Origin of the sequence: Flavobacterium psychrotrophum, from assembly GCF_003403075.1 — a bacterium.
Classification (GTDB): domain Bacteria; phylum Bacteroidota; class Bacteroidia; order Flavobacteriales; family Flavobacteriaceae; genus Flavobacterium; species Flavobacterium psychrotrophum.
Genome location: NZ_CP031557.1, coordinates 1,674,131 through 1,696,101 on the forward strand (window position 1 = coordinate 1,674,131; position 21,971 = coordinate 1,696,101).

The following is a 21,971-nucleotide window of genomic DNA, read 5'->3' on the forward strand; positions in this document are numbered from 1 at the left end:
TTAATTATATTTGCGGTTTCGACCCTAGACACACACATGAAGATTTTACGATATACACCCTTTATATTATTACTTTTATTAACGGCCTGTAAACAGGAATCAAAAGCACTGGCAGACAATACAGATGATAATGAGCCTGATACTGTACTACATATAACACCGTTAAACACAAAGTTCGCAAAGCTGAGCGACAGCTACAAAAATTCAAAAAAAACAGCCATACAGCATTTTTATAATAAGGTATGGTCTAAAGATGACCTGAGCGGTGGCTTTTTAGTAGCCAAGAACGGGCAAATAATTTTTGAACATTATGGCGGCTTTGCAAACAGGAAAGAAAAGACTGAGATAACCGAAGATACCCCGCTGCACCTTGCATCGGTAAGTAAGGTACTAACAGCAGCCGTGATACTTAAGCTGGTAGACCGTGGCAAACTGGATCTTGACCAGAAGGTAAACACGATTCTTCCGGAATTTCCTTATGAGGATATTTCTATAAAAATGCTGCTTAATCACCGTAGCGGACTGCCTAACTATGCTTATTTTAGTGATGACCGCGCCATTTGGGACCGGTCTATGATGACCAACCAGGATGTGTTGAATTTATTGGCTGAGCATAAATTTGCGCTTTACTTTAAGCCCGATAAAAAGTTTGGTTATTGTAATACAAACTATACCATGCTGGCACTGGTAATAGAAAAGCTTACCGGCATGAACTATCGCCAGGCAATGAAAAAGGTAATTTTTGAGCCGCTGGGCATGAAGAACACTTTTGTGTTTGATTATGAGAAAGACAAAGCTACGGCATCGCTGTCTTATAAAGGGAATGGCGTGTTGTATGATTATGATTTTTTAGATAACATATATGGCGATAAGAACATCTACTCTACCCCGAGGGATATGCTTAAGTTTGACCTGGCTACCTACTCTAAAAAATTCCTGAATCCTAAACTTGTAAAGCAGGTTTTTCAGGGGTACAGTTATGAACATAAGGGTGAAAGAAATTATGGCCTTGGCATACGTATGCACGAATGGGAAACAGGTGAAAAACTGTTTTACCATAACGGATGGTGGCATGGTAACACAACATCATATGTTACGCTAAAAAAAGATACTGTTACGCTTATAGCACTTAGCAACAGGTTTTCGTATAAGCCTTATAAAATATGGAAGCTTTCTACCCAGTTTGGTAAATATCCTATAAAACCGGATAAAGGAGACGACGGCGCAGAATAAATATAATCGTTTAAAAATTTTATAACCCCACTATGCAGTATGTGTATGTGGGGTTATTTTTTTGTGCGCGATAAGTCATTTTATAAATGTATTTCAGAATGTTTTGGGTTGTAAACAAAAATAGGTTGATAATTTTTTAATTCATTACTCTACTAATTTAGTAGAGTTTTATATTTTTGCAGTGCACACAATCAAAACACATGGAACATTATAATTACCTTGCCTTTGCCATGCCGGCATTTTTCCTTTTTGTATTTTTAGAATACAAGGCGGCACAGCGGCAAAAAAGGCCTGAATTATTTAAGTACGAAAGCTCGGTAAGTAACGTAAGCATAGGCATTGCAGAAAGGCTGCTTAACCTTTTTGTTGCAGGCGCATTCTATACCCTTTATTATTGGATATACGAGAACTTTGCCATATTTAAGATACCTAACCATTGGGCAATATGGATAGGCCTTATCCTGGCTACAGATTTTGTATGGTACTGGTACCACCGCCTTGGGCATGAAGTAAACATATTCTGGGCAGCGCACATTGTGCATCACCACAGCGAGGAATTTAATTTTACAGCTGCTGCACGTATCACTACAATACAGGCCGTTATCCGTACAGGATTTTGGTGCTTGTTGCCGTTATTTGGGTTCCATCCAGATATGGTTATTACCATGCTTATTGTTCATGGCGCTTACTCCTTCTTTACACATACGCAAATTATAGGGCGCATTAAGTGGCTGGAGTATGTTTTTATTACGCCTTCATTACATGGCGTACACCATGCTAGCGATGAGAAATATCTTGATAAGAACTATGGCGATATGTTTGTATTTTGGGATAAACTATTTGGTACTTTTCAGGTAGAAGAAGAAAAACCAAAGTACGGGCTTACGCACCCGCTAAAGAGTTATAGCTTTTTATGGCAGCATTTTCATTACTATTTTGAGATAGCCGAAAGTTACAGGCGTGCAAGCGGTTTTAAAAATAAGTGGAATGCTGTTTTTGGTAGCCCTGCAAATATGGACCAGGATATTCGCCCGGAACTTGAAAAGCGTTTTTTACAAGACAGGAGCCTAAAGCTAAAAGCCCTGCGTTTTAAAGGATATCTTGCCGTGCAAATTGCACTTTCTACTTTTGTATTAATGCTGTTTACCTTCTTTTTTGATGGCCTTACATTAGAAGATAAAGTTTTTACCCTGCTCTTTATACTTATTACACTTATAAATTGCGGTGCCTTGCTGGAGCAGCGCAAATGGATATATTACCTTGAGTATGCCCGCCTGCTCTTATTTGCTACACACATTTTATATATTGAGGGTTATCCTGAATATTCGTTTGTAGTGCTTATTATGATGGTGCTTGCCGAGAAACTTTTCTCATTAGGAAAATGGTATCAGGGATATATTCTTCAAACACGATAAACCTATGGATACAACTAAAATAAAACTGAAGATGCTGCGCCGCATTATGGATGCCGATGAAACACAGCTGGAACAAAAAGTACACGAAGCCTTTACAGAATTTTGTAGCGACTGTAATACATCGCCAAATTCTGTATGTGCTAAAAATGAAATACCTAATCCTGTTTTAGCCTACAGCCGCGACGGCCAGCCATTAACAGCCACAACCCTGAAAGAAGAACTTCTTTCTATTACCGAAGATGCTAACAAGGGGTTGCCGGTACAGCACAGGTTAAATAGTATTTTCTGGCTGTAGCTTAGCCTATCTTAACCCCTGTCATGTTTAATGATCCGCCTACCATTTTATCATTAAAAAAGTTAACATTATCTGTACTATCCTGCAGGCCGAGAGTGTATAATAACGGATAGTAATGATCTGGCGTAGGGATGGCAAGCTTTGCTGCTTTATTTAACTTTTCATAGTTAATAAGCTCATCATGGCTACCATTACCTATCTTCTCTTTAAAAATGGAATTCATTTCTATAGCCCAGTCAAAACCGTAATTGGGTTCGTTTAATTTCTTCCAGTCTACCATGCGCAGGTTGTGTACCATATTACCGCTACCTATAATCAGTACACCCTTTTTACGCAATGCTGCCAGTTGTTTTGCAAGGTCATAATGATATTGTGGTGGCTTGTTATAGTCAATACTCAACTGTAAAACCGGAATATCGGCATCGGGATACATGTGGCGCACCACCGTCCAGGTACCATGATCTAAGCCCCAGTCGTGGTCAAGGCCAACGTTTGTTGATGTAATTAGCTTTACTGTTTCTTCAGCAAGTGACGGGCTGCCGGGAGCCGGATACTGCACATCAAACAATGCCTGCGGGAATCCGCCAAAATCGTGTATGGTTTTTGGGTTATCCATAGCAGTTACGTGAGTGCCATGCGTAAGCCAGTGTGCCGAAACTACAAGTACAGCTTTTGGTTTTTCTACCTCCTGCCCCAGCCTGTGCCAGGTACGGCTAAACTCTGTATCTTCTATACCATTCATAGGTGAGCCGTGGCCTATAAAAAGTACAGGCATTTTTATATCTTCCTGTTTAAGGTTATCTGTCCAGTTTTTAAAAGTATGTAATGACATTGCTTGTAGTATTTAAATTTGATATCTACACATACAACTATTGTAAATACTTAACATGTATACACAACATTTGTATATACAAATATAATATATTTATTCTGATAAATAGATATTTTTAAATACAGTATAACAGCGGTTTATGGTGGTTTTATACTCTGGGTTTTTAAGCAATAGTTTTTTTGCTGTACCAATCGAAGTATTTAATAATAAAAATGCCGGCTTACGCTTTTGTAAGCCGGCAAACAAACCCAAAACAAAATTTATGAAACTACTGTATTGTATAATCTTTTGTACTAACCTCAGTAAGCCTGAAATAGCCAAAAGCAAAGTTGTTAAAATCGGTCTGGTTTACAATATTTCCGCGTACGGCAGACGGTGTTGCAGGCCATGGGCCACCATCGGCGCCAGATGCTACAATTAATTTATTCATGTATTCATAATAGCGTTTAGAAATTCCGTAGAGCTTTATATTAACTAAGTCTCCGGGTTTTAAATCTTCATGCGAGTAAAATTCGGGCACTATATTACCCTGGTTGCTTAGGTCATCTTCAACCTCATATACAGGGAAGGATACTCTTGGTGAGGTTACGCCAAACAAATAATAATTTGTAGCATTAGCATCATCCTGGTAATAGTAGGTAATTTCTATTTCGTCGCCGCCCATACCACCTTCATTATCCTGTTCAATAGTATCCATGATATCCGGAGCAGATGTTAGTGTCTCAGATGCTTTGTAAGTCTGCCCGTTAAGAATTATGGTCATTTGGTACGTTTCTCCTAATACCGGCTCGAAATTATTACATAGGTACTCACCGGCATTGCCCGATTCCGCAAAATAAAATACTGTTCCAGTGGTATTTTTAACGGTTATTTCTGCACCGGATACCGTTGGAAAATCGGCACTGTAGTAGCCTGTAGTGGTTGACAGCACTATCTTCTGTTCATTGCCGGGAGTACCTTTTACCCAGTCTATAGAGGCATCTATTACAAGTTGTGGCGCAGCAGTATCAAGGTCTACAGTTATTACATCTTCGCAGGAAACCATCAGGCTTCCAATAATTAGTAATGCTATTATTTGGTATATTTTCATTTTATTGACTTTTAGATTATTCTACTGCATTTTTAAAACTTGAAATTGTATGTTACGCTGGGCATAATGCCGAATATAGACATACGTTTTGCCTCGCTTGCACCGGTATCCTGGTTTTGCCCAAAGGTGTATGAAGCTGCATTATTACGGGCATAGGCATTATAAATACTAAATACCCATTCACCTTGCCAGCCTTTAATTTTATCGGGTTTAGGAACATATGTTGCAGAAAGATCAAGATGGTGGTAAGCCGAAAGGTTATCGTCATTTCTTGTTCCGTAGTTTGCTACTGTGATACCCTGATATTGGTATTTACCATTAGGGAATGTAGCAGCTTGGCCACTCTGTAATGTGAATATTGCCCCGAATGACCATTTCTTGGTAAACTGGTAAGCACCTGTTAACGAAAGGTTATGGGTTTTATCATAATTAGCCCGGTACCAGTCGCCATTATTTATGCCCTTACCCCCTGCTATGCCACCAGGTGTACGCTGTTCTGCCCTTGATAATGTGTAAGAAAGCCAGCCTGTAAGCTTGCCTGTATTCTTTTTTAACATTAGTTCAAGCCCGTAAGCCCTGCCTTCGCCGTTAAGCATTACTCTTTCAATAGCTCTGTTCGCAATCAGGTCGGCTCCATCAATATAATCAGCTTTGTTTTTAATGGTTTTATAAAACACCTCTGTTTCAAGCGAGTATTTATCTTCAGAGAAATTCCTGAAATATCCTAATGCTACCTGATCAAGGATTTCGGGCTTAAGGTATTGATCTGTTGGCGCCCATATATCAAGTGGCGTAGCAGATGCTGTGTTTGAGATAAGGTGTATGTACTGGCTCATGCGGTTGTAGCTCGCCTTTACAGATTGGTTGTCGTTTAGCGCATAGCTAATGCCTAACCTGGGCTCAAGGTTATCAAAACCTGCAACTTTTTGATTACTGTTGTATTGCTTGGTACCTGTTGGCGTTGCCTCTTCATACACCTGAAACTCTTCGTTAAATACCACCGGTCTATTATCTGCATAAGTATTCCTTAACTCTTTACCTAACCTTAAAAAGTTACTATAACGCAACCCGTATGTCATAGATAAGTTATCGGTAATTTTATGCTGCGCACTTATATAAGCTGCGTTTTCCCAGGCATATTTTTTTTCAAGCTGTTCAGGGTTCACACTAGATGTACCTGCAATGGGCGTAATTGTACCGGGATTAAAGTTGTAATAAATAGAGTTTACACCATAATCAAGCGAAAAACTGTTAGACACATAGTGTTTAAAGTCGTACTTAAAATTATAGTTCTTAATTTCGGTAACCGCGTTAAGCCCGGCAAACTTAATCCTGAGGTTATAATCATAATCGCTGTAAATGGCAGATGCGTTTGAGAAAAGCTTATCTGAAAAAATGTGGTTCCATCTTACATTTAAAAAAGTGTTACCATAATCATTAACCAGGGCATCATTAAAATTCATATAGTCGTAACCGTAATAGCCGGATAGAAAAAGGTTATTATTATCATTAAACTTATAATTAAGCTTAGCATTTAGGTCATAAAAATAAACAGAGTTGGGTTCATCAGCCAGTTTAAGAAAAAGATGCATGTAGGAGCCCCTGCCCGCCACAACAAATGAACTCTTTTCTTTTACTATAGGGCCTTCTACCAAAAGCCGGCTTGATATAAGCCCTAACCCGCCTGTGGCATGGAATTCTTTATTGTTTCCCTCTTTTTGGTAGATGTCCAGTACTGACGATATTCTACCACCAAAATTAGCAGGTATGCCGCCTTTATATAACTTAAGGTCTTTAATAACATCTGAATTAAATACAGAGAAAAAGCCAAAAAGATGCGAGGTGTTATATATTACTGCCTCATCTAAAAGCACGAGGTTACCATCTACAGATCCGCCCCTTACATTAAAACCGGAGGCACCCTCCTGAGCATTAGAAACACCGGGCAATTGTAATATGGATTTCAGTACATCAACTTCTCCCAGTACGGCAGGCATTTTCTTAATTGTTGCTATCGATAATTTGTTTACACTCATCTCAGGCTTGCGGATGTTAGCCTTGCCGGAATTTGATGTAATTACAACTTCTTCCAGCTGTCGGCTGCTTTCTGTCATTGCAAAATCTTTTTTAGTATTTGCCTGTAAACTAACCTGCTCCTGTACATCTGTAAATCCCATGTAACTTATAATAACTGTATAAGTTCCCTTAGGGAGTGTAACCGAGTAAAAACCATAAGAATTTGTAGTTAGCGCCACATCGGCTTCAGGAATGTAAATACTTACACCTATCAGCGTTTCGTTATTAGATTGATCTGCTACCGTGCCACTAAGTGTGGCTTTTTCCTGAGACCAGGCGCTAAAGCCTACTGTTAAGGCTAAAAGCAATACATAAATGATTTTCTTCTCCATATTTAATGATTAGAATTAATATTTAAATCCGGAGCTAAACTAATTTTTTACATAACCCTTATTTTAGATACTATACCAACTTGAATGTTTACTATATTAAAATAAGTATTGGCACTACTAAATAAATTAGCTTATGGGTTTAAAGGGATAAAAGCAATCAAACTTTTTAGCTGTTCAAATTATATCCTTTTATATAATGTACATTTGGCAGCCAAGTTGGTAGATGCCATTTTATATTTAGTATAATAAAAATATGCTGTCGTGCTTTTTAAAATACATTTGCCCGTATAATATAATAGCGTTATGATTGAAACTTTACATACACAAACAATGGATACCGATTTGGTACTCCAATTAATTACTTCAAAAAAATACCGTATATACAGGCATATAATATTAATGATATTTAGCATCACGGTACTTTACTATAGCCCGCCAGAGTATACAGAACCAACTGAGACACATAGCCGTATTGTTTTCTTTTTTCAGATATTGCTACTGGCATACAGCAATATGTATTTTTTTGTACCTAAATTTTTATTTAAAAAAAAATATCTAAACTATGGCGCATGTGTATTGGTAGCAATGATTATTTCATCTCTGATTTATTGGGTTGCTTATGAGTTTTTTGAGCCTTACTTACTGCCCAGTAAAGAAGACAGCATTAACCTTTTTACATTTTCTTTTATAATATTGGTCCTTATTCTTGCATCGGCAGCAGTTAAGTTATTCCAGCAATGGATATTTGATGCGCAATTGATATACGATCTTAAACAGGCAAAAACAAGCGCTGAATTAGAACAGCTTAAAAATCAGATTAATCCTCATTTCTTGTTCAATATGTTAAATAATGCCAATGTGTTGACTAAAAAAGACCCTGATAAAGCCTCTGAGGTATTGGTAAAACTTAGTGACCTGCTACGATACCAGCTTTACGATAGTAGCCGCGAGAAAGTATTGCTTACATCAGACATACACTTTCTCGAAGACTTTTTAAATTTAGAAAAAGTAAGACGCGACAGTTTTCATTTCATGATATCTAAAGAAGGCAACCTGAGCGGGGTTCAAATCCCCCCCCTGCTTTTTATTACATTTGTAGAAAATGCTGTAAAACATAATAACGATGCTTCGGGTCAATCTTATGTTCATTTGTTTTTTGCTGTTGTAGATAATGAACTCTACTTTATATGCGTAAATTCTAAACCTGCAAAAAAAGCCGTGAGTAAAGAAGGCGGACTGGGACTGGCAAACATCAAGCGAAGGCTCGAACTTTTATTTCCGTCGTCTTATATGCTTAAGATTGACGATGAAGAGGAAACTTATACTGTTACGTTAATAATAAAACTATAAAAACATGACCTGTATTATTGTAGATGATGAACCACTGGCAAGAGAAGCTATACAAATGCTGGTTGAGCAATTTAGTCAACTGGAACTTATAGGCACCTTTAACGGCCCAGAAGCCGCCGGGAATTTTATTACAGATAATAAAACAGATTTAATATTCCTGGATATACAAATGCCGGGTATAAACGGCATTGAGTTTGCCCGTGCCATATCTAAAGAAACACTGGTAATATTTACAACAGCATTTTCTGAATTTGCAACAGATAGTTATGAAGTTGATGCAATAGACTATCTTATTAAACCGGTAAAAGCAGAACGCTTTGCCAAGGCTGTAGAAAAAGCCGCTTCGTACCAAAAGCTGCTGAATGCTGATAATAGCGCAAATAATATTCAGAATGTAACAGAAGATTATTTTTTTGTAAAAGCAGACCGTAAAATGTTTAAAGTATATTTTAAAAATATACAATATGTAGAAGGACTTAAAGACTATGTGGTAATGCACACCGAAGGCCAAAAGGTTATTAGCGGTATGAACATAAAAACCATTTTTGACCAGTTGCCAAAAAGTATGTTTGTAAGAGTGAGCAAATCATATGTTATAAACATAAACCATGTAGATTCTGTAGATAACAATACCGTGTATATTGGAAGAGCCGAAATACCTATTGGCAATGTGTACCGCGATTTCTTTTTTGATGAATATGTAACAAAAAAAATATTAAGTAAATAATCTCTTCAATAAAGCTACAATATAAAAACAAAATGGCTACTTCATTTTTGAAGTAACCATTTTGTTATTTTTAAAGCATAACTAAATTATCTTAGTGATTCCAGGCTTTGTTGAAGCGTTGCAATTTTTGCAAGGGCATCAGCTTCTTTTTGTCGCTCGTTAGCAACAACCTTTTCAGGTGCGCCGGCCATAAACTTCTCGTTATTAAGTTTTGACTGTACCGATTTTAAGAAGCCCTGGTTGTATTTCAGCTCCTCTTCCAGTTTAGCGATCTCCTCTTCAATATTTACTGCACCGGTAACAGGAATAAAATATTCATTGCTCTTAACACGGAAGGTAAGTGCGCCGTTTATTTTTTCGGTTATATATTCTACGGCAGTTACGTTACCCAGTTTTGTAACAATACTGTCAAAACTGTCAGATACATTTTCGCTGTTAACAATTTTAAGTTCAATAGTCTCCCTGAACGGAATATTCTTGTCTTTTCTTATTGTACGTATACCCGCAATTACCTCGGCAGCATGGTCAAAGTCTGTAAGCAACTTTTCATCAACAGGCTTTGCTACCGGCCATGTAGATACAATAAGTGCTTCTTTAGTAGATCTTTCTGCAATGTGTTGCCAAATTTCTTCGGTAAGGAACGGCATAAACGGATGCAGCAGCTTAAGGTTACTTTCAAGCATTTCTATAGCTTTAGCAAAAGTAGCGCCGTCAATAGGCTGCTGATAGCCCGGCTTAATCATTTCAAGGAACCAAGAACAGAAGTCGTCCCAAACCAGTTTGTAAATTGCCATAAGCGCATCGCTTATTCGGTACTTTTCAAAATGGTCATCAATTTCTAAAAGGGTCTTGTTCAGCTTAGCTTCATACCAGGCAATCGCTTTTTTAGCATATTCGGGCTGTTCTATATCAGCTACCTCCCACCCTTTTATCAGGCGGAATGCATTCCATATCTTATTTGTAAAGCCTTTACCCTGGTTACAAAGCTCTTCGTCAAACATAATGTCATTACCGGCAGATGCGCTAAGCAACAAACCTACCCTTACACCATCGGCACCAAATTTTTCAATAAGGTCCAGCGGATCCGGTGAGTTACCTAACGATTTGCTCATTTTCCTGCGCTGGTTATCGCGTACCAGACCAGTAAGGTATACATTAGTAAACGGCTTTTCGCCACTAAATTCATATCCCGCCATGATCATACGTGCCACCCAGAAGAAAAGGATATCCGGGCCGGTAACAAGATCATTTGTTGGATAGTAATATTTAAATTCTTCGTTATCAGGGTTTACAACACCATCAAATACGCTCATTGGCCACAGCCATGCAGAGAACCAGGTATCAAGCGCATCAGGATCCTGCTTCAGGTCGGTAATGGTAAGTGCTGCATTACCGGTTTTTTCCTTGGCTAATTCCAGTGCAGCTTCGGGTGTATTAGCTACAACAAAATCTTCTTTTGTATCGCCATAATAGTACGCCGGTATCTGGTGTCCCCACCACAGCTGGCGCGAAATATTCCAGTCGCGTATGTTTTCAAGCCAGTGGCGGTAAGTGTTGTTAAAACGGCTTGGGTACAGCTTTACATCTTCCGTTTCAAGTACCGCTTTTATGGCCGGCTTTACAAGATCTTCCATTTTAAGGAACCACTGGTCGCTAAGCCTTGGCTCTATAACCGCTTTAGTCCTTTCAGATGTGCCTACCTTATTAAGGTGTGTTTCTACTTTTTCAAGATTGCCAAGTTCTTTAAGTTCTGTAGCAATTTCATCGCGCACCACAAAACGGTCTTTACCAGCATAGTGCAGGCCATAACTGTTAAGGGTAGCATCTTCGTTAAATATGTCAATTATCTCAAGGTTGTGCTTGTTACCAAGCTCCTTATCATTAACATCGTGCGCAGGTGTTACCTTAAGTGCACCTGTACCAAATTCCATGTCTACATACTCATCAAAAATGATAGGTATTACACGGTTTACAATAGGCACGATTGCCTTTTTACCCTTAAGGTGCGTATAACGCTCATCGTTAGGGTTAATACATATTGCAGTATCGCCAAGAATAGTCTCAGGGCGTGTTGTAGCAACAGTTATATAATCCTGGGTACCTTCAATCTGGTATTTAATATGATATAGCTTACCCTGGCGTTCTTCATAAATAACTTCTTCGTCAGAAAGCGTTGTCTTTGCCTCCGGATCCCAGTTTACCATACGGTAACCACGATAAATAAGTCCTTTGTTATACAGGTCTACAAACGATTTTATAACCGCTGCACTCATATCAGGGTCCATAGTAAACTTGGTACGCTCCCAGTCGCATGACGCTCCCAGTTTTTTAAGCTGGTCCAGGATTACACCACCATATTTATGTGTCCACTCCCAGGCATGCCCTAAAAATTCTTCACGGCTCAGGTCGGCTTTGTTTATGCCTTCTGTTTTTAGCTTGGCAACTACTTTAGCTTCTGTAGCTATACTGGCGTGGTCTGTGCCGGGTACCCAGCAGGCGTTAAAGCCCCTAAGGCGTGCACGGCGTATAAGTACATCCTGTATGGTGTTATTAAGCATGTGGCCCATGTGCAGTACCCCGGTAACATTAGGCGGCGGGATGACTATGGTATAAGGTGTACGGCTATCTGGCTCTGAATGGAAATAGTTGTTTTTCATCCAGTAGTCATACCACTTGGTTTCTACTGCTTTTGGGTCAAATTGCGATGGTATTGTCATATCGTTTTTCTTGCTTAAATAAACATCCAAAAAAATGGTGCGATTTTTGTAAAATTGTATGCAAAAGTAACCATATAAGAACAATTATAAAAAAAGACAATGCAATATTTGTTCTTTACTTTAAACTGAGTATTTTTACGGATAAGAAATGCATTTTAGAATGAAAAAAATTTTACTATTAGCAGCTGTGCTATTTACCGGAGTTGCTACTTATGCACAGAACGGGCCTAAAATTGAATTTAAGAGTGATACCGTAGATTATGGTACCACCACAAAAGAAGAAGACAGCGGCCTGAGGGTATTTGAATTTACCAATACCGGAAATGCCGACCTTATAATTACCGATGTAAAATCTACCTGTGGCTGTACGGTACCCAGCAAGCCTAAAGACCCTATTAAGCCCGGACAAGCCGGAAAAATTGAGGTGAAATATAACATGCACCCCGGCCCCATAAGGAAAACAATAACCGTACAAAGCAATGCGGTAAACTATCCTGAAGGTACTGTAGCCCTAAAGCTTAAAGGCGAAGTAGTTGAAAAGGGTAAAGTAAACGTACTCGAAAAGAAAAAGTCGCTGATGGACCAATAAGAACATTAATCTGCCAGTAGTTGATATAAAAATGAAATCCCTGAGTTATGCTCCGGGATTTCATTTTTATATCAGATGTGGATTATATTCTCATATATCCAAATGTACTTAATTCGGCCTTTCTCAATATAATATTTTTATCTTTCCTCTTCAGACTCTCTTCATCTATAACATAAATTACTTTTTTAGAAGGGGCATAGCTCCTTGCCCCCAGATACCCAAAGAAAAATTCCCGGTTTCTGTATTGCTTTATGATATCCAGATTTAAAATCTGTTTTTTATATGTTTTTAAAAACATTTTCCTATTTACCTCTATAGGAAAATTATCTTTAACTATTTTAGGATTCAACCTGATGCTAATTTCAATTAATTTTCCAACAGAATCTTTATCTGTAAAAACATATTGAGTAACGAAACCATTAGAGTCAATAGCAATATCAAATTTATTGTACTTTATATGTGAGGGAGTTTCACTAAACATCTTTGGTAAAGAAATGTAAATGGTGTCCTGAGATTTCAGATAATCTAAATTTTGTGCTGAAAGTTTTAAAGAAACGATAAGCAATATATATAATATTATTTTATTCATGTTTAAAAGCGGAATTACCAATGCCTATATATTTTTTACAAAAATAGTAATCATTTGATCCTCTTGGGAAAATATTTATAAACTCAGGATGATCTACTAATCCATCATAACTTTGCCATTGAAAAAAATTACTCCAGTTCCATAGTAAAATCTGCTGAGATTGCGTAAGAGGATTAGCAGGTGATATATTTAAAGGCGCATATAAATAAAAACTTTCATAAACTTCAGGATGTTCTACTTTATGAATTTCAGCCGCTGTAAACAAACTGTTTTTAATTTCTAACAACATTTGGGTTATTACAGGCCCAAAATTTTGGGCCATAAAATTATGTTGTCCTGCTTCATTAGCCAAATCATTCTTGTAATAATTGTGTATGCAAGCCGCTAAATCGTCTGATGCTATAATTGATGGGTCTACTCCACCACGTAGCCTCAGTACGTTTAGGTATGCATGTATCATTTCATGTATTATGGTGGTAGCAATACTTACTGTAGATCCCTGTGTTAGAAAATCAGGGCTTAGTGTTACTGTATTTGTAACTGTGCTATTAGACGAAGCCGGTATTGTTGTACCATTAGCATTTACGGTCGGGCCTATCTTAAACTTTACATTGTATCTTTCACTGGTGCCAAACATATTTGTAATCATTTTTTTAAACAATGGTGATGACGCAACCGTATTATAGATGGCATTAAAACGCTGCTCATTAGCTGAATTGCCGGCTACGGCACTAAAATCTATATTGGCTGGCGATGCCACAGATTTTTCTATATCATAAATTGCACCGTTTAACCTTGCCTCATCAAGCAACTGATCTAATATTTGCTTCAAACTGTTTGATAAAGGATGGGTTTTTAAGTATTCCTGTATACTTTTTACAATTTTAGAACTTTGACTCTTATTCCAAAATTCTTTATTAGCATCACTTAACGTATTGGTATAGCGCTCTAAATTAGTATAAAGTGGATGTACAATACCTATAATTGGCAAGGTATAAGGGTTATTATATTGCGAGTCAGGATCCTCATCTTTTCCCGGGTTAGGATTAAAAAGGCTTGGTGTACTACTCCATGAGCCACCTCCAACAGATCCTGTGCCACCTGCGGTTCCGCCTGACAAATCTACAATGGCTAAATATTGTTGCAAGGTAATTCCTGAACCAGGTGATGATGGTGAACCACCTACACCGCCGGGAACATTAGTACAAGTGTATAGTCTATGTTACCATCTTGATAAATAACGACTTTGTCATATCTATAACATTTTCCGTCAATCATCACAATATGACCATTTCCATTAGTAGTATAGCTATTATTCCCAATGCTATAATCAATGTTGATATCTAATTCCTTAAAAGGCCTAATTATAATTTTAGACATAAGGTTGTCTATAAGGCTGCCTGTTTGTAAGTTCTTTAAATCTTCTTTAGTAAATTTATATTGCATAAGATACGCCAGGTATCCGCCTTGGTACTGATGTAAAAATAAATTTTCTGTTACATTAGTAATAGTATCTCTGTATACAGGAAAACTAAATTATTTATAGTTACCTTTTTCTATCATTAAAGTCTGGTCTGTATCTATATTAAAATTATATTTTTTGCTAAAGGCTAGTTTTCCGGCAGCATTAGCCTGCTGATTTGCAGCATTTAATTTATCTGCGATGATCTTATCTAACTCATCTGAAGAAATAAACCTCGCAGTAATGCCATTGGTTTGAGTTATTTTTGTTGAAGAAACGATGTTGTCTTCTGTAGAACAGCTAATTATTAATAAGCAAAAAGACAGTAAGAATAATCTAATGTAAAAAGTTTTCATTTAAAAAAAATGTGATTGATTTGTAGGGCAAAAGTAAACATAATGAGATAAAAACTATCATTGATGCAAAAAAATCACTTATAAAAACCATAATGAAATATTGATGTTTTATAAGATTTTGCTTCTTTAAAAACCTTTGCTTGGTTACCTTTGCACATAATTATCAAATTCTATCATGACCAAATTTTTTAAAATAATCGCTACCCTCGAAGGGCTTTCTCTTTTGTTATTATTTTTTGTGGCAATGCCTATGAAATATGCTTACGGCAATGAAACCCTTATACGCCCTGCCGGTATGGCACATGGCGTTTTGTTTATAGGTTATATTATTCTTGCTTACCTGCTTAAGGAGGAACAAAACTGGAGCTTTAAAAAATTCTTTATCGTAGCCATAGCTTCTATCATTCCGTTTGGTACGTTTTATATTGAGTGGAAATACCTAAAGGATACCCAAAAGAACTAAATGGATTTTTTTCACTGGGCATATAAAATATTCAGGAACCTGCATTTTAGCCGCATGACTGCCAACTATGGCAATCTTGCGGTTAATCTTGTGCTTATTGCCGTAGCAGCCTTTCTTATAGACCTTATTGCCCGGAGAATACTGGTTCTTACCATGGGGGTGGCTGCTAAACGTACCAAGACATCGTTTGATGACTTTATGGTAGCCAATAAAGTACCGCAGTATCTAGCACACCTTGTACCCATCATTGTTATTTATAATGCCGTACCAAAAGCACTTGAAGGCTTTACATACTGGGATTATATATTTGATAAAAGCATTACAACTGTAGGCATATTACTTGGGCTATGGATAGTGCGCAGTATGTTCCATTCATTACGCGATTATCTTAAAGAGCAGCCCGATTATAATGATAAGCCCATAGATAGTTATATACAGGTAGTAATGATCGTGTTGTGGATATTTGCCATAACTACCATTATCCTTATATTGTTCAATACCAAGATTACCGTGCTGCTTAGTACCTTTGGTGCAATATCGGCTATTGTAATCTTAATTTTTAAAGATACTATATTGGGGTTTGTAGCCAGCATTCAGGTTACCGTTAACGACATTGTGCGCATAGGCGACTGGATAACCATAGAAAAATTTGGTGCAGATGGCGATGTTATCGAAATTAACCTTGCTACCGTTAAGGTGCGTAATTTTGATATGACTACTACAACCGTGCCTACATATAGCCTGATATCTGACTCGTTTAAGAACTGGCGCGGTATGCAAAACAGTGGTGGCAGGCGTATTAAAAGACACATACTTATCAAAGCATCCAGCGTAAAGTTTATAGGAGATACCGAAATAGAGGAACTTAAAAAGATACAGCTTCTTACCCTCTACCTGGAACAGCGCGAAGCCGATATTGATAAATTTAACCGCCATACTGGTGCAGATAAATCATTACCCATAAATGGTCGTAATCTTACTAACCTGGGCGTTTTTCGTAAGTACATTAACAGCTATATAGAGAGGCATCCCGGTGTAAATAACGAAATGAGCATTATGTGTCGCCACCTGCAACCTACAGAAAAAGGCATTCCTATAGAAATTTATATGTTTACTAAAGATAAGCGCTGGATAAACCACGAGTTTATAATGGCCGATATCTTTGACCATATTATTGCATCAGTCGGCTATTTTGACCTCGAAATTTTTGAACTCCCATCTTCCGGAAAAGATATTAGCGGACTATAAGTTATTGTATCAGCTTATGCAGATATAAAGCTCAACGTAAAAACACTCCCCTCTCCTAATGTGCTCATAACATTTATGTTGCCACCTTGTGCTTCCATAAATTCTTTACTAATGGCAAGGCCAAGGCCAGTGCCTTCTTTTTGCGTACCGGGTACACGGAAATACTTATCGAATATGCGAGACAGGTACGCTTCGGGTATACCGGCACCTGAGTCCTTAACCCTAATCTCTACACCGTTTTTCTTTGTACTAACGTGAATTTCTATTACCGAATTTTCATAAGAATATCGGATCGCATTAGATATAAGGTTAGATAATACCCAGACTGTTTTTTCTTTATCGGCCACAATATCCGGAAAGCCATCAGATATTTTAAAATCAATGCTAATATTATTAGACAGTGCAGCAATCTTATTACTGTCTATCGCTTCGTTTATTATTTCCTCTACATCACAGGCTTGTGCATTAATCCGCGCATTACCTGTTTCTACTTCAGATATTTGAAGTAATTCCCCCGTAGTACGTAATAGCCTGTCAGCATCTTCGCGAATGCCCTCTACAAGGCTTTGCTGCTCAGTATTCAGTACACCAGTCCTTTCATTACTAAGTAATTGCAGGCCCATTTTCATGCTGGCTATAGGTGTTTTAAATTCATGCGATACCGTAGCAATAAAATTGGTCTTGGCAAAATCAAGTTCTTTAAAGGCTGTAATATTACGCAGGATAATAAAAGTGCCCAGCCTCTTTAATTCTGTCTCGCCCGTAGGTGTAATATTTATGGGCACCAAAACTTTCTCAAAATAGCTTTCCTTTTTGTCGGCATATATTTTAAGAGTTTCGGCGGTGTAATCCCGGTCAATGATCAGGTCTTTGCTTAGGGTATGAACAAGGTCATTAAAAAGCGCAACTTCCTGAATGTTTTTATTTAGTAATGCTTCTTTTTTTAACCCTGTAATGGCAAGAGCACCGTCGTTAGCAAACAGTACGTTATGATTTTCATCAAGCCCTATAACAGGGTCTTCCATAGTGCTTATTAGCAGCTCTACCCGTTTCTTTTCGGTCATCAGGTTAGACAAATCAGAGGCAGTGTACTCTTCCAGTTTTTGCGCCATAGAGTTAAAGGTTTTTGCCAGTGTGGCAAACTCATCATTTCCTTTAAGGTATACCCTGTGGCTATAGTTCTTCACGGCAATTTGCCTTATACTTTCGGTAAGTTTTTTAACCGGCCCTGCAATGGCATCCGGCAGGTTGAGCAGCATGGTAAAACCCAGTATAAAGCACACCGCAGCTGATAGCCCTATCCATATCTCAGATCGGTCTGCTGTTTTTTCTGCTACGCTGCTTTTGCGCTTTATGGCATCCATGTTGAGTTTCATGATGCTATTAAGGTCGGCACGTACTTTTTTAATTGCAAGTGTATCTTTCCTGTTGTCAATTAGCACTTTAAAATCCTGCTGAAGATTCTGTGTGAGTTCCTTCTCACCCACTTCAGTAATATTATTGCCCTGCCCTCTCATCTTATCCTGAAATAGTTGTATTGCATCAGGTTGCGTGTCAATGTCATCCATTAGCTTATACATGGCACGGGAATAGTCAAGCGACTGGTAGTTTGCCGTAAGGATGTTACGGGTATCGCGAGCAAGATAGTTTACCTGCCTTATGGCTAACCCTGAAAGTACAACGATAAGAAGGAACAGTATGCTGAAAGAAAGGATCAGCTTGGTTTTTATTTTCATGGATTATGACAGTATGATAAAGTCGATATCGCTTGATGACAATTTGTTTAACAACGAATTAAAAATATTTGTAGACAAAATTACTTTAAATAATGTGAGGTGCGGCTTGCCTACGCAAATGGTTGTTATCATTTTTTTTTCAGCCTGCCTTATAATGGCCGATGCTATGCTGCTACTCTGTGTTTTAATAATCTATGCCCCAGCTCTGTAGCCAGTTTGAAGTTGTTTATAAGGTGGCGCTTTTTATCGAGCGCTATCTTGTCAGGGGCTTCAGCAGGCATTTCTACATATAGCAAAAACCACTTACTGTGGTATAAGTTTGCAGTCGTGCTGTTTTTCTTATTACGGTTTTAGCCGTTTTATGATTTTCAGGTGTGGATATTTTACCTTCTTTTAAGACGTGATATAAAATCATCTGTCGTAACGTTATTAGGTTATAATTAAATCATCATAAAAAGTCATAATTCAGCATAGATAAAAAGTTCGTTAGGTGTATAGTTGAATTTTCTTTGGTGCTTTTAGCTTTTGCCCATTTCTTTCTATTTGATTTAGGGTAAGGCTGCGCAGCTTTTCTTAATCGTTAATGATCAGCAGCATGAACATAAAATATTTTTTTAAAAGTAAGACCTTCGTCAAAACAGCAATGTAATGATTAAAGATATTTTTCGATGATTTCAAAGTCTTCATATTTTACCCTAACTGGCTCCATCTGTATTACCTGAAAATCAAATCCGGCACTGGCTACAGTAGGCAGATAATTTTCAGATTGCATTTCATAAGCTGCACTCCAGGCATCATCTTCAGTGCTAATTTCATCAGACTCTATTAACAGCACATTTTTATATTTAGAAAGTGTTTGTAGCACTTTTTCGGGTATAAGCGGATTGTCGGCCAGCATTACAATAAGTGCGGTTCTGTTAGCAATTGCATTGCGCATTGCCTCTTTAAACAATGTTGCATTTTGCGGTAGCGCAAGCTCGCGGCCACCTGGTATAAAAAAAAGTGTTGTTTTCAAAGTGTAAGGTTGCATCGGGTGCATTAATTTTTGCCGAAATTACATTGCCTGCATTGAAAACAAAAACACATTAACATTATGTAAATACGGGTTTAACTAAAAATTTAAAGAGGGGCAAGCTCCTCATTATTTTATAAGTCTGCATAACCGGGTAGTGCTCTCAATTTTTGCTGACGACTAAAAATTCTGTATCTTCGTGCTGCTAAAAAAACAACAAAGCAGCTGGATAGAGCACCTGCCTTCTAAGCAGGCGGCCCTGGTTCGAATCCTGATGCGATCACTAAATCAAAATGTTAGTGATTTGAATCCAGTCGAGGTCACATATAATGAACAACCTACTCGAAACCCCCATAGAATACCTTAAAGGTGTGGGTCCGGCACGCGGAGAGCTGCTCCGGAAAGAGCTGGGTATTCATAAATATGCCGACCTGCTCAACCTTTACCCCAACCGCTATATAGACCGTACCCGCTATTACCGCATTAACGAGCTTATGAACAGCGGCAGCGAAGTACAGGTAGTTGGTAAGGTTATCCACCTTAAAACATTAGGAGAAAAACGCACCCGCCTTGTTGCTACTTTTACCGATGGTACTGGTGAAATGGAACTGGTTTGGTTTCAGGGGCAAAAATGGATTCGGGAAAATATTAAACTCAACGCTCCGTATGTAATTTTTGGCAAAGCAAGTGCCTTTAACGGCGTGTTTAATATGGCACACCCTGAAATGGAGCCAATGGCAGAACACGAGGCAAGTCTTCGCAGTGCCATGCAGCCCATTTACCCCAGCACCGAAAAGCTAACGCAACGCGGCATTACAAATAAGGTTGTAAACAAAATAATGCAGCAGGTATTTACCGAAACACAGGCATTATTTACTGAAGTACTCTCGCCCGCCCTTTTAAAAGAACTGGATTTGCTGCCTAAAAATGCAGCATTGTTTAATATTCATTTCCCAAAGAGCCAGGATTTATTATTGAGGGCACAATTCAGGCTTAAGTTTGAGGAATTGTTTTTTATTCAGCTACAGCTGATTACCAAAAACCTGGTACGAAAGCATAAAATTAAAGGCCACCCTTTTGGCAATGTGGGTGAATACTTTACTGATTTTTATAACAATCATTTGCCTTTTGAGCTGACCAATGCGCAAAAGCGTGTTATAAAAGAAATACGTAATGACATGGGGCAACCCGCCCAAATGAACCGCCTGTTGCAAGGCGATGTAGGTTCGGGTAAAACCATCGTGGCGCTTATGAGTATGCTGCTGGCGCTCGATAACGGTTTTCAGGCATGCCTTATGGCACCTACCGAGATTTTGGCCAACCAGCATTTTATGGGACTTAGCGAACTTGCTACCCCGCTGGGCATCAATATCAAAATACTTACAGGCTCTACTAAAACTGCCGAAAGGCGTATTATTCACGAATCACTGGAGAGTGGCGAACTGCACATTATCATCGGCACACATGCCCTTTTAGAAGATAAGGTGAAGTTTAAAAACCTTGGGCTTGCCGTAATAGACGAGCAGCACCGCTTTGGTGTAGAGCAGCGCAGCAAACTCTGGAAAAAGAACGAAATACCGCCACATGTGCTGGTTATGACTGCCACACCTATTCCGCGTACGCTTGCCATGAGCCTCTATGGAGATCTTGATATTTCGGTTATTGATGAGCTGCCACCGGGACGCAAACCCATACAAACCGTGCACCGGTATGATGGTAACCGTCTTAAGGTTTGGAAATTCCTGAAAGACGAAATAGCTAAAGGCCGCCAGGTATATATTGTATATCCTTTAATTCAGGAAAGTGAAAAGATGGACTACAAAGACCTGATGGATGGCTACGAAAGCATTTCGCGCGATTTTCCACTGCCGCAATATAGCGTGAGTATTGTTCACGGTAAAATGAAACCCGCCGAAAAAGACAGTGAAATGGCACGTTTTGCTGCCAATAAAACCAACATTATGGTAGCTACAACGGTTATAGAAGTAGGCGTTAATGTACCTAATGCCAGTGTTATGGTTATAGAAAGTGCAGAGCGTTTTGGCCTGAGTCAGCTGCATCAGCTACGCGGGCGCGTAGGCCGTGGTGCAGACCAGAGTTATTGTATATTGATGACAGGGGAAAAACTGAGCAACGATACCAAGACCCGCCTGGAAACCATGTGCCGCACTAACGATGGTTTTGAAATTGCCGAAGTAGACCTCAAATTACGTGGCCCCGGTGATATTATGGGAACCCAGCAAAGCGGTGTGCTTAATCTGCAGATAGCAGACCTGGTTAAAGACCGCGACATTTTGATGCTTGCCCGCCAGTATGCCATTGCATTACTAAAAGCAGACCCTGGTATGAACCTGCCCGAAAACGCTGCCCTGCGCAATGCTTATATTGAGCTTACCAAGAAGAAAAATATCTGGAATTATATTTCTTAGTCAAAATTTAGTGTTTTAAC

At 38.5% G+C, this 21,971-nt stretch carries 18 protein-coding genes; 9 read left to right on the plus strand and 9 right to left on the minus strand.

What is annotated here, in order from left to right; all coding sequences use genetic code 11:
- Positions 1 to 36: 36 nt before the first annotated feature.
- The 3 genes from DYH63_RS07310 (at position 37) to DYH63_RS07320 (ending at position 2,943) form a co-directional block, all read left to right on the plus strand.
- Positions 37 to 1,233: a serine hydrolase domain-containing protein gene (locus DYH63_RS07310; protein ID WP_116788182.1), complete on the plus strand. Its 1,197-nt coding sequence runs from the start codon at positions 37 to 39 to the stop codon at positions 1,231 to 1,233.
- A 200-nt stretch (positions 1,234 to 1,433) separates the two neighbouring features.
- Positions 1,434 to 2,648: a sterol desaturase family protein gene (locus tag DYH63_RS07315; RefSeq protein ID WP_116788183.1), complete on the plus strand. Its 1,215-nt coding sequence runs from the start codon at positions 1,434 to 1,436 to the stop codon at positions 2,646 to 2,648.
- Positions 2,649 to 2,652: 4 nt separating this feature from the next.
- Positions 2,653 to 2,943, plus strand: a complete 291-nt coding sequence (locus tag DYH63_RS07320; RefSeq protein ID WP_116788184.1) for a hypothetical protein — start codon at positions 2,653 to 2,655, stop codon at positions 2,941 to 2,943.
- Between the two features lies 1 nt (position 2,944).
- Here DYH63_RS07320 and ygiD read toward each other — a convergent pair whose 3' ends face one another.
- The 3 genes from ygiD to DYH63_RS07335 form a co-directional block, all read right to left on the minus strand.
- Positions 2,945 to 3,775, minus strand: a complete 831-nt coding sequence (gene ygiD / locus DYH63_RS07325) for a 4,5-DOPA-extradiol-dioxygenase (RefSeq protein WP_116788185.1) — start codon at positions 3,773 to 3,775, stop codon at positions 2,945 to 2,947.
- A gap of 268 nt (positions 3,776 to 4,043) precedes the next feature.
- Complete coding sequence (locus DYH63_RS07330; RefSeq protein ID WP_116788186.1) at positions 4,044 to 4,865, minus strand: DUF4249 domain-containing protein; 822 nt, start codon at positions 4,863 to 4,865, stop codon at positions 4,044 to 4,046.
- Positions 4,866 to 4,897: 32 nt separating this feature from the next.
- Positions 4,898 to 7,273: a TonB-dependent receptor gene (locus DYH63_RS07335; RefSeq protein ID WP_116788187.1), complete on the minus strand. Its 2,376-nt coding sequence runs from the start codon at positions 7,271 to 7,273 to the stop codon at positions 4,898 to 4,900.
- 303 nt (positions 7,274 to 7,576) lie between these two features.
- Between DYH63_RS07335 and DYH63_RS07340 the strand changes: the two genes are divergently transcribed.
- Together DYH63_RS07340 and DYH63_RS07345 are read left to right on the plus strand one after the other, a co-directional pair.
- Complete coding sequence (locus tag DYH63_RS07340; RefSeq protein ID WP_116788188.1) at positions 7,577 to 8,623, plus strand: sensor histidine kinase; 1,047 nt, start codon at positions 7,577 to 7,579, stop codon at positions 8,621 to 8,623.
- A gap of 4 nt (positions 8,624 to 8,627) precedes the next feature.
- Positions 8,628 to 9,350: a LytR/AlgR family response regulator transcription factor gene (locus DYH63_RS07345; protein ID WP_116788189.1), complete on the plus strand. Its 723-nt coding sequence runs from the start codon at positions 8,628 to 8,630 to the stop codon at positions 9,348 to 9,350.
- Between the two features lie 86 nt (positions 9,351 to 9,436).
- Here the strand turns inward: DYH63_RS07345 and DYH63_RS07350 are convergent, their stop codons facing one another.
- On the minus strand, positions 9,437 to 12,067 hold the full coding sequence (locus DYH63_RS07350) for a valine--tRNA ligase (RefSeq protein ID WP_116790766.1): 2,631 nt from the start codon (positions 12,065 to 12,067) through the stop codon (positions 9,437 to 9,439).
- Positions 12,068 to 12,227: 160 nt separating this feature from the next.
- Here DYH63_RS07350 and DYH63_RS07355 point away from each other — a divergent pair, with 160 nt between their 5' ends.
- Positions 12,228 to 12,656 (plus strand): DUF1573 domain-containing protein, encoded by a 429-nt coding sequence (locus DYH63_RS07355; RefSeq protein ID WP_116788190.1) that lies wholly within the window; start codon positions 12,228 to 12,230, stop codon positions 12,654 to 12,656.
- A gap of 82 nt (positions 12,657 to 12,738) precedes the next feature.
- Here DYH63_RS07355 and DYH63_RS07360 read toward each other — a convergent pair whose 3' ends face one another.
- The 3 genes from DYH63_RS07360 to DYH63_RS07375 all read right to left on the minus strand — a co-directional run bounded on the left by DYH63_RS07360 (position 12,739) and on the right by DYH63_RS07375 (position 15,063).
- Positions 12,739 to 13,245: a hypothetical protein gene (locus tag DYH63_RS07360; protein WP_116788191.1), complete on the minus strand. Its 507-nt coding sequence runs from the start codon at positions 13,243 to 13,245 to the stop codon at positions 12,739 to 12,741.
- Positions 13,238 to 14,392: a type III secretion system effector protein gene (locus DYH63_RS07365; protein WP_162926958.1), complete on the minus strand. Its 1,155-nt coding sequence runs from the start codon at positions 14,390 to 14,392 to the stop codon at positions 13,238 to 13,240. Before DYH63_RS07365 ends, DYH63_RS07360 begins: the two co-directional genes overlap by 8 nt.
- A gap of 389 nt (positions 14,393 to 14,781) precedes the next feature.
- Positions 14,782 to 15,063: a hypothetical protein gene (locus DYH63_RS07375; protein ID WP_116788194.1), complete on the minus strand. Its 282-nt coding sequence runs from the start codon at positions 15,061 to 15,063 to the stop codon at positions 14,782 to 14,784.
- Between the two features lie 175 nt (positions 15,064 to 15,238).
- Here DYH63_RS07375 and DYH63_RS07380 point away from each other — a divergent pair, with 175 nt between their 5' ends.
- Positions 15,239 to 15,526, plus strand: a complete 288-nt coding sequence (locus DYH63_RS07380; protein WP_116788195.1) for a DUF3817 domain-containing protein — start codon at positions 15,239 to 15,241, stop codon at positions 15,524 to 15,526.
- Positions 15,527 to 16,774 carry a mechanosensitive ion channel family protein gene (locus DYH63_RS07385; protein ID WP_116788196.1) on the plus strand — a complete coding sequence of 416 codons (1,248 nt, stop codon included), beginning with the start codon at positions 15,527 to 15,529 and terminating at the stop codon, positions 16,772 to 16,774.
- A 14-nt stretch (positions 16,775 to 16,788) separates the two neighbouring features.
- Here DYH63_RS07385 and DYH63_RS07390 read toward each other — a convergent pair whose 3' ends face one another.
- A complete protein-coding gene (locus tag DYH63_RS07390; RefSeq protein ID WP_116788197.1) occupies positions 16,789 to 18,510 on the minus strand; it encodes an ATP-binding protein in 1,722 nt (573 codons plus the stop codon).
- A 652-nt stretch (positions 18,511 to 19,162) separates the two neighbouring features.
- Positions 19,163 to 19,525: a hypothetical protein gene (locus DYH63_RS07400; protein ID WP_162926959.1), complete on the minus strand. Its 363-nt coding sequence runs from the start codon at positions 19,523 to 19,525 to the stop codon at positions 19,163 to 19,165.
- Between the two features lie 326 nt (positions 19,526 to 19,851).
- Between DYH63_RS07400 and recG the strand changes: the two genes are divergently transcribed.
- The gene (gene recG, locus DYH63_RS07405) at positions 19,852 to 21,951 is read left to right on the plus strand and encodes an ATP-dependent DNA helicase RecG (protein WP_116788199.1); all 2,100 of its coding nucleotides are present in this window, start codon (positions 19,852 to 19,854) and stop codon (positions 21,949 to 21,951) included.
- Positions 21,952 to 21,971 lie beyond the last annotated feature (20 nt).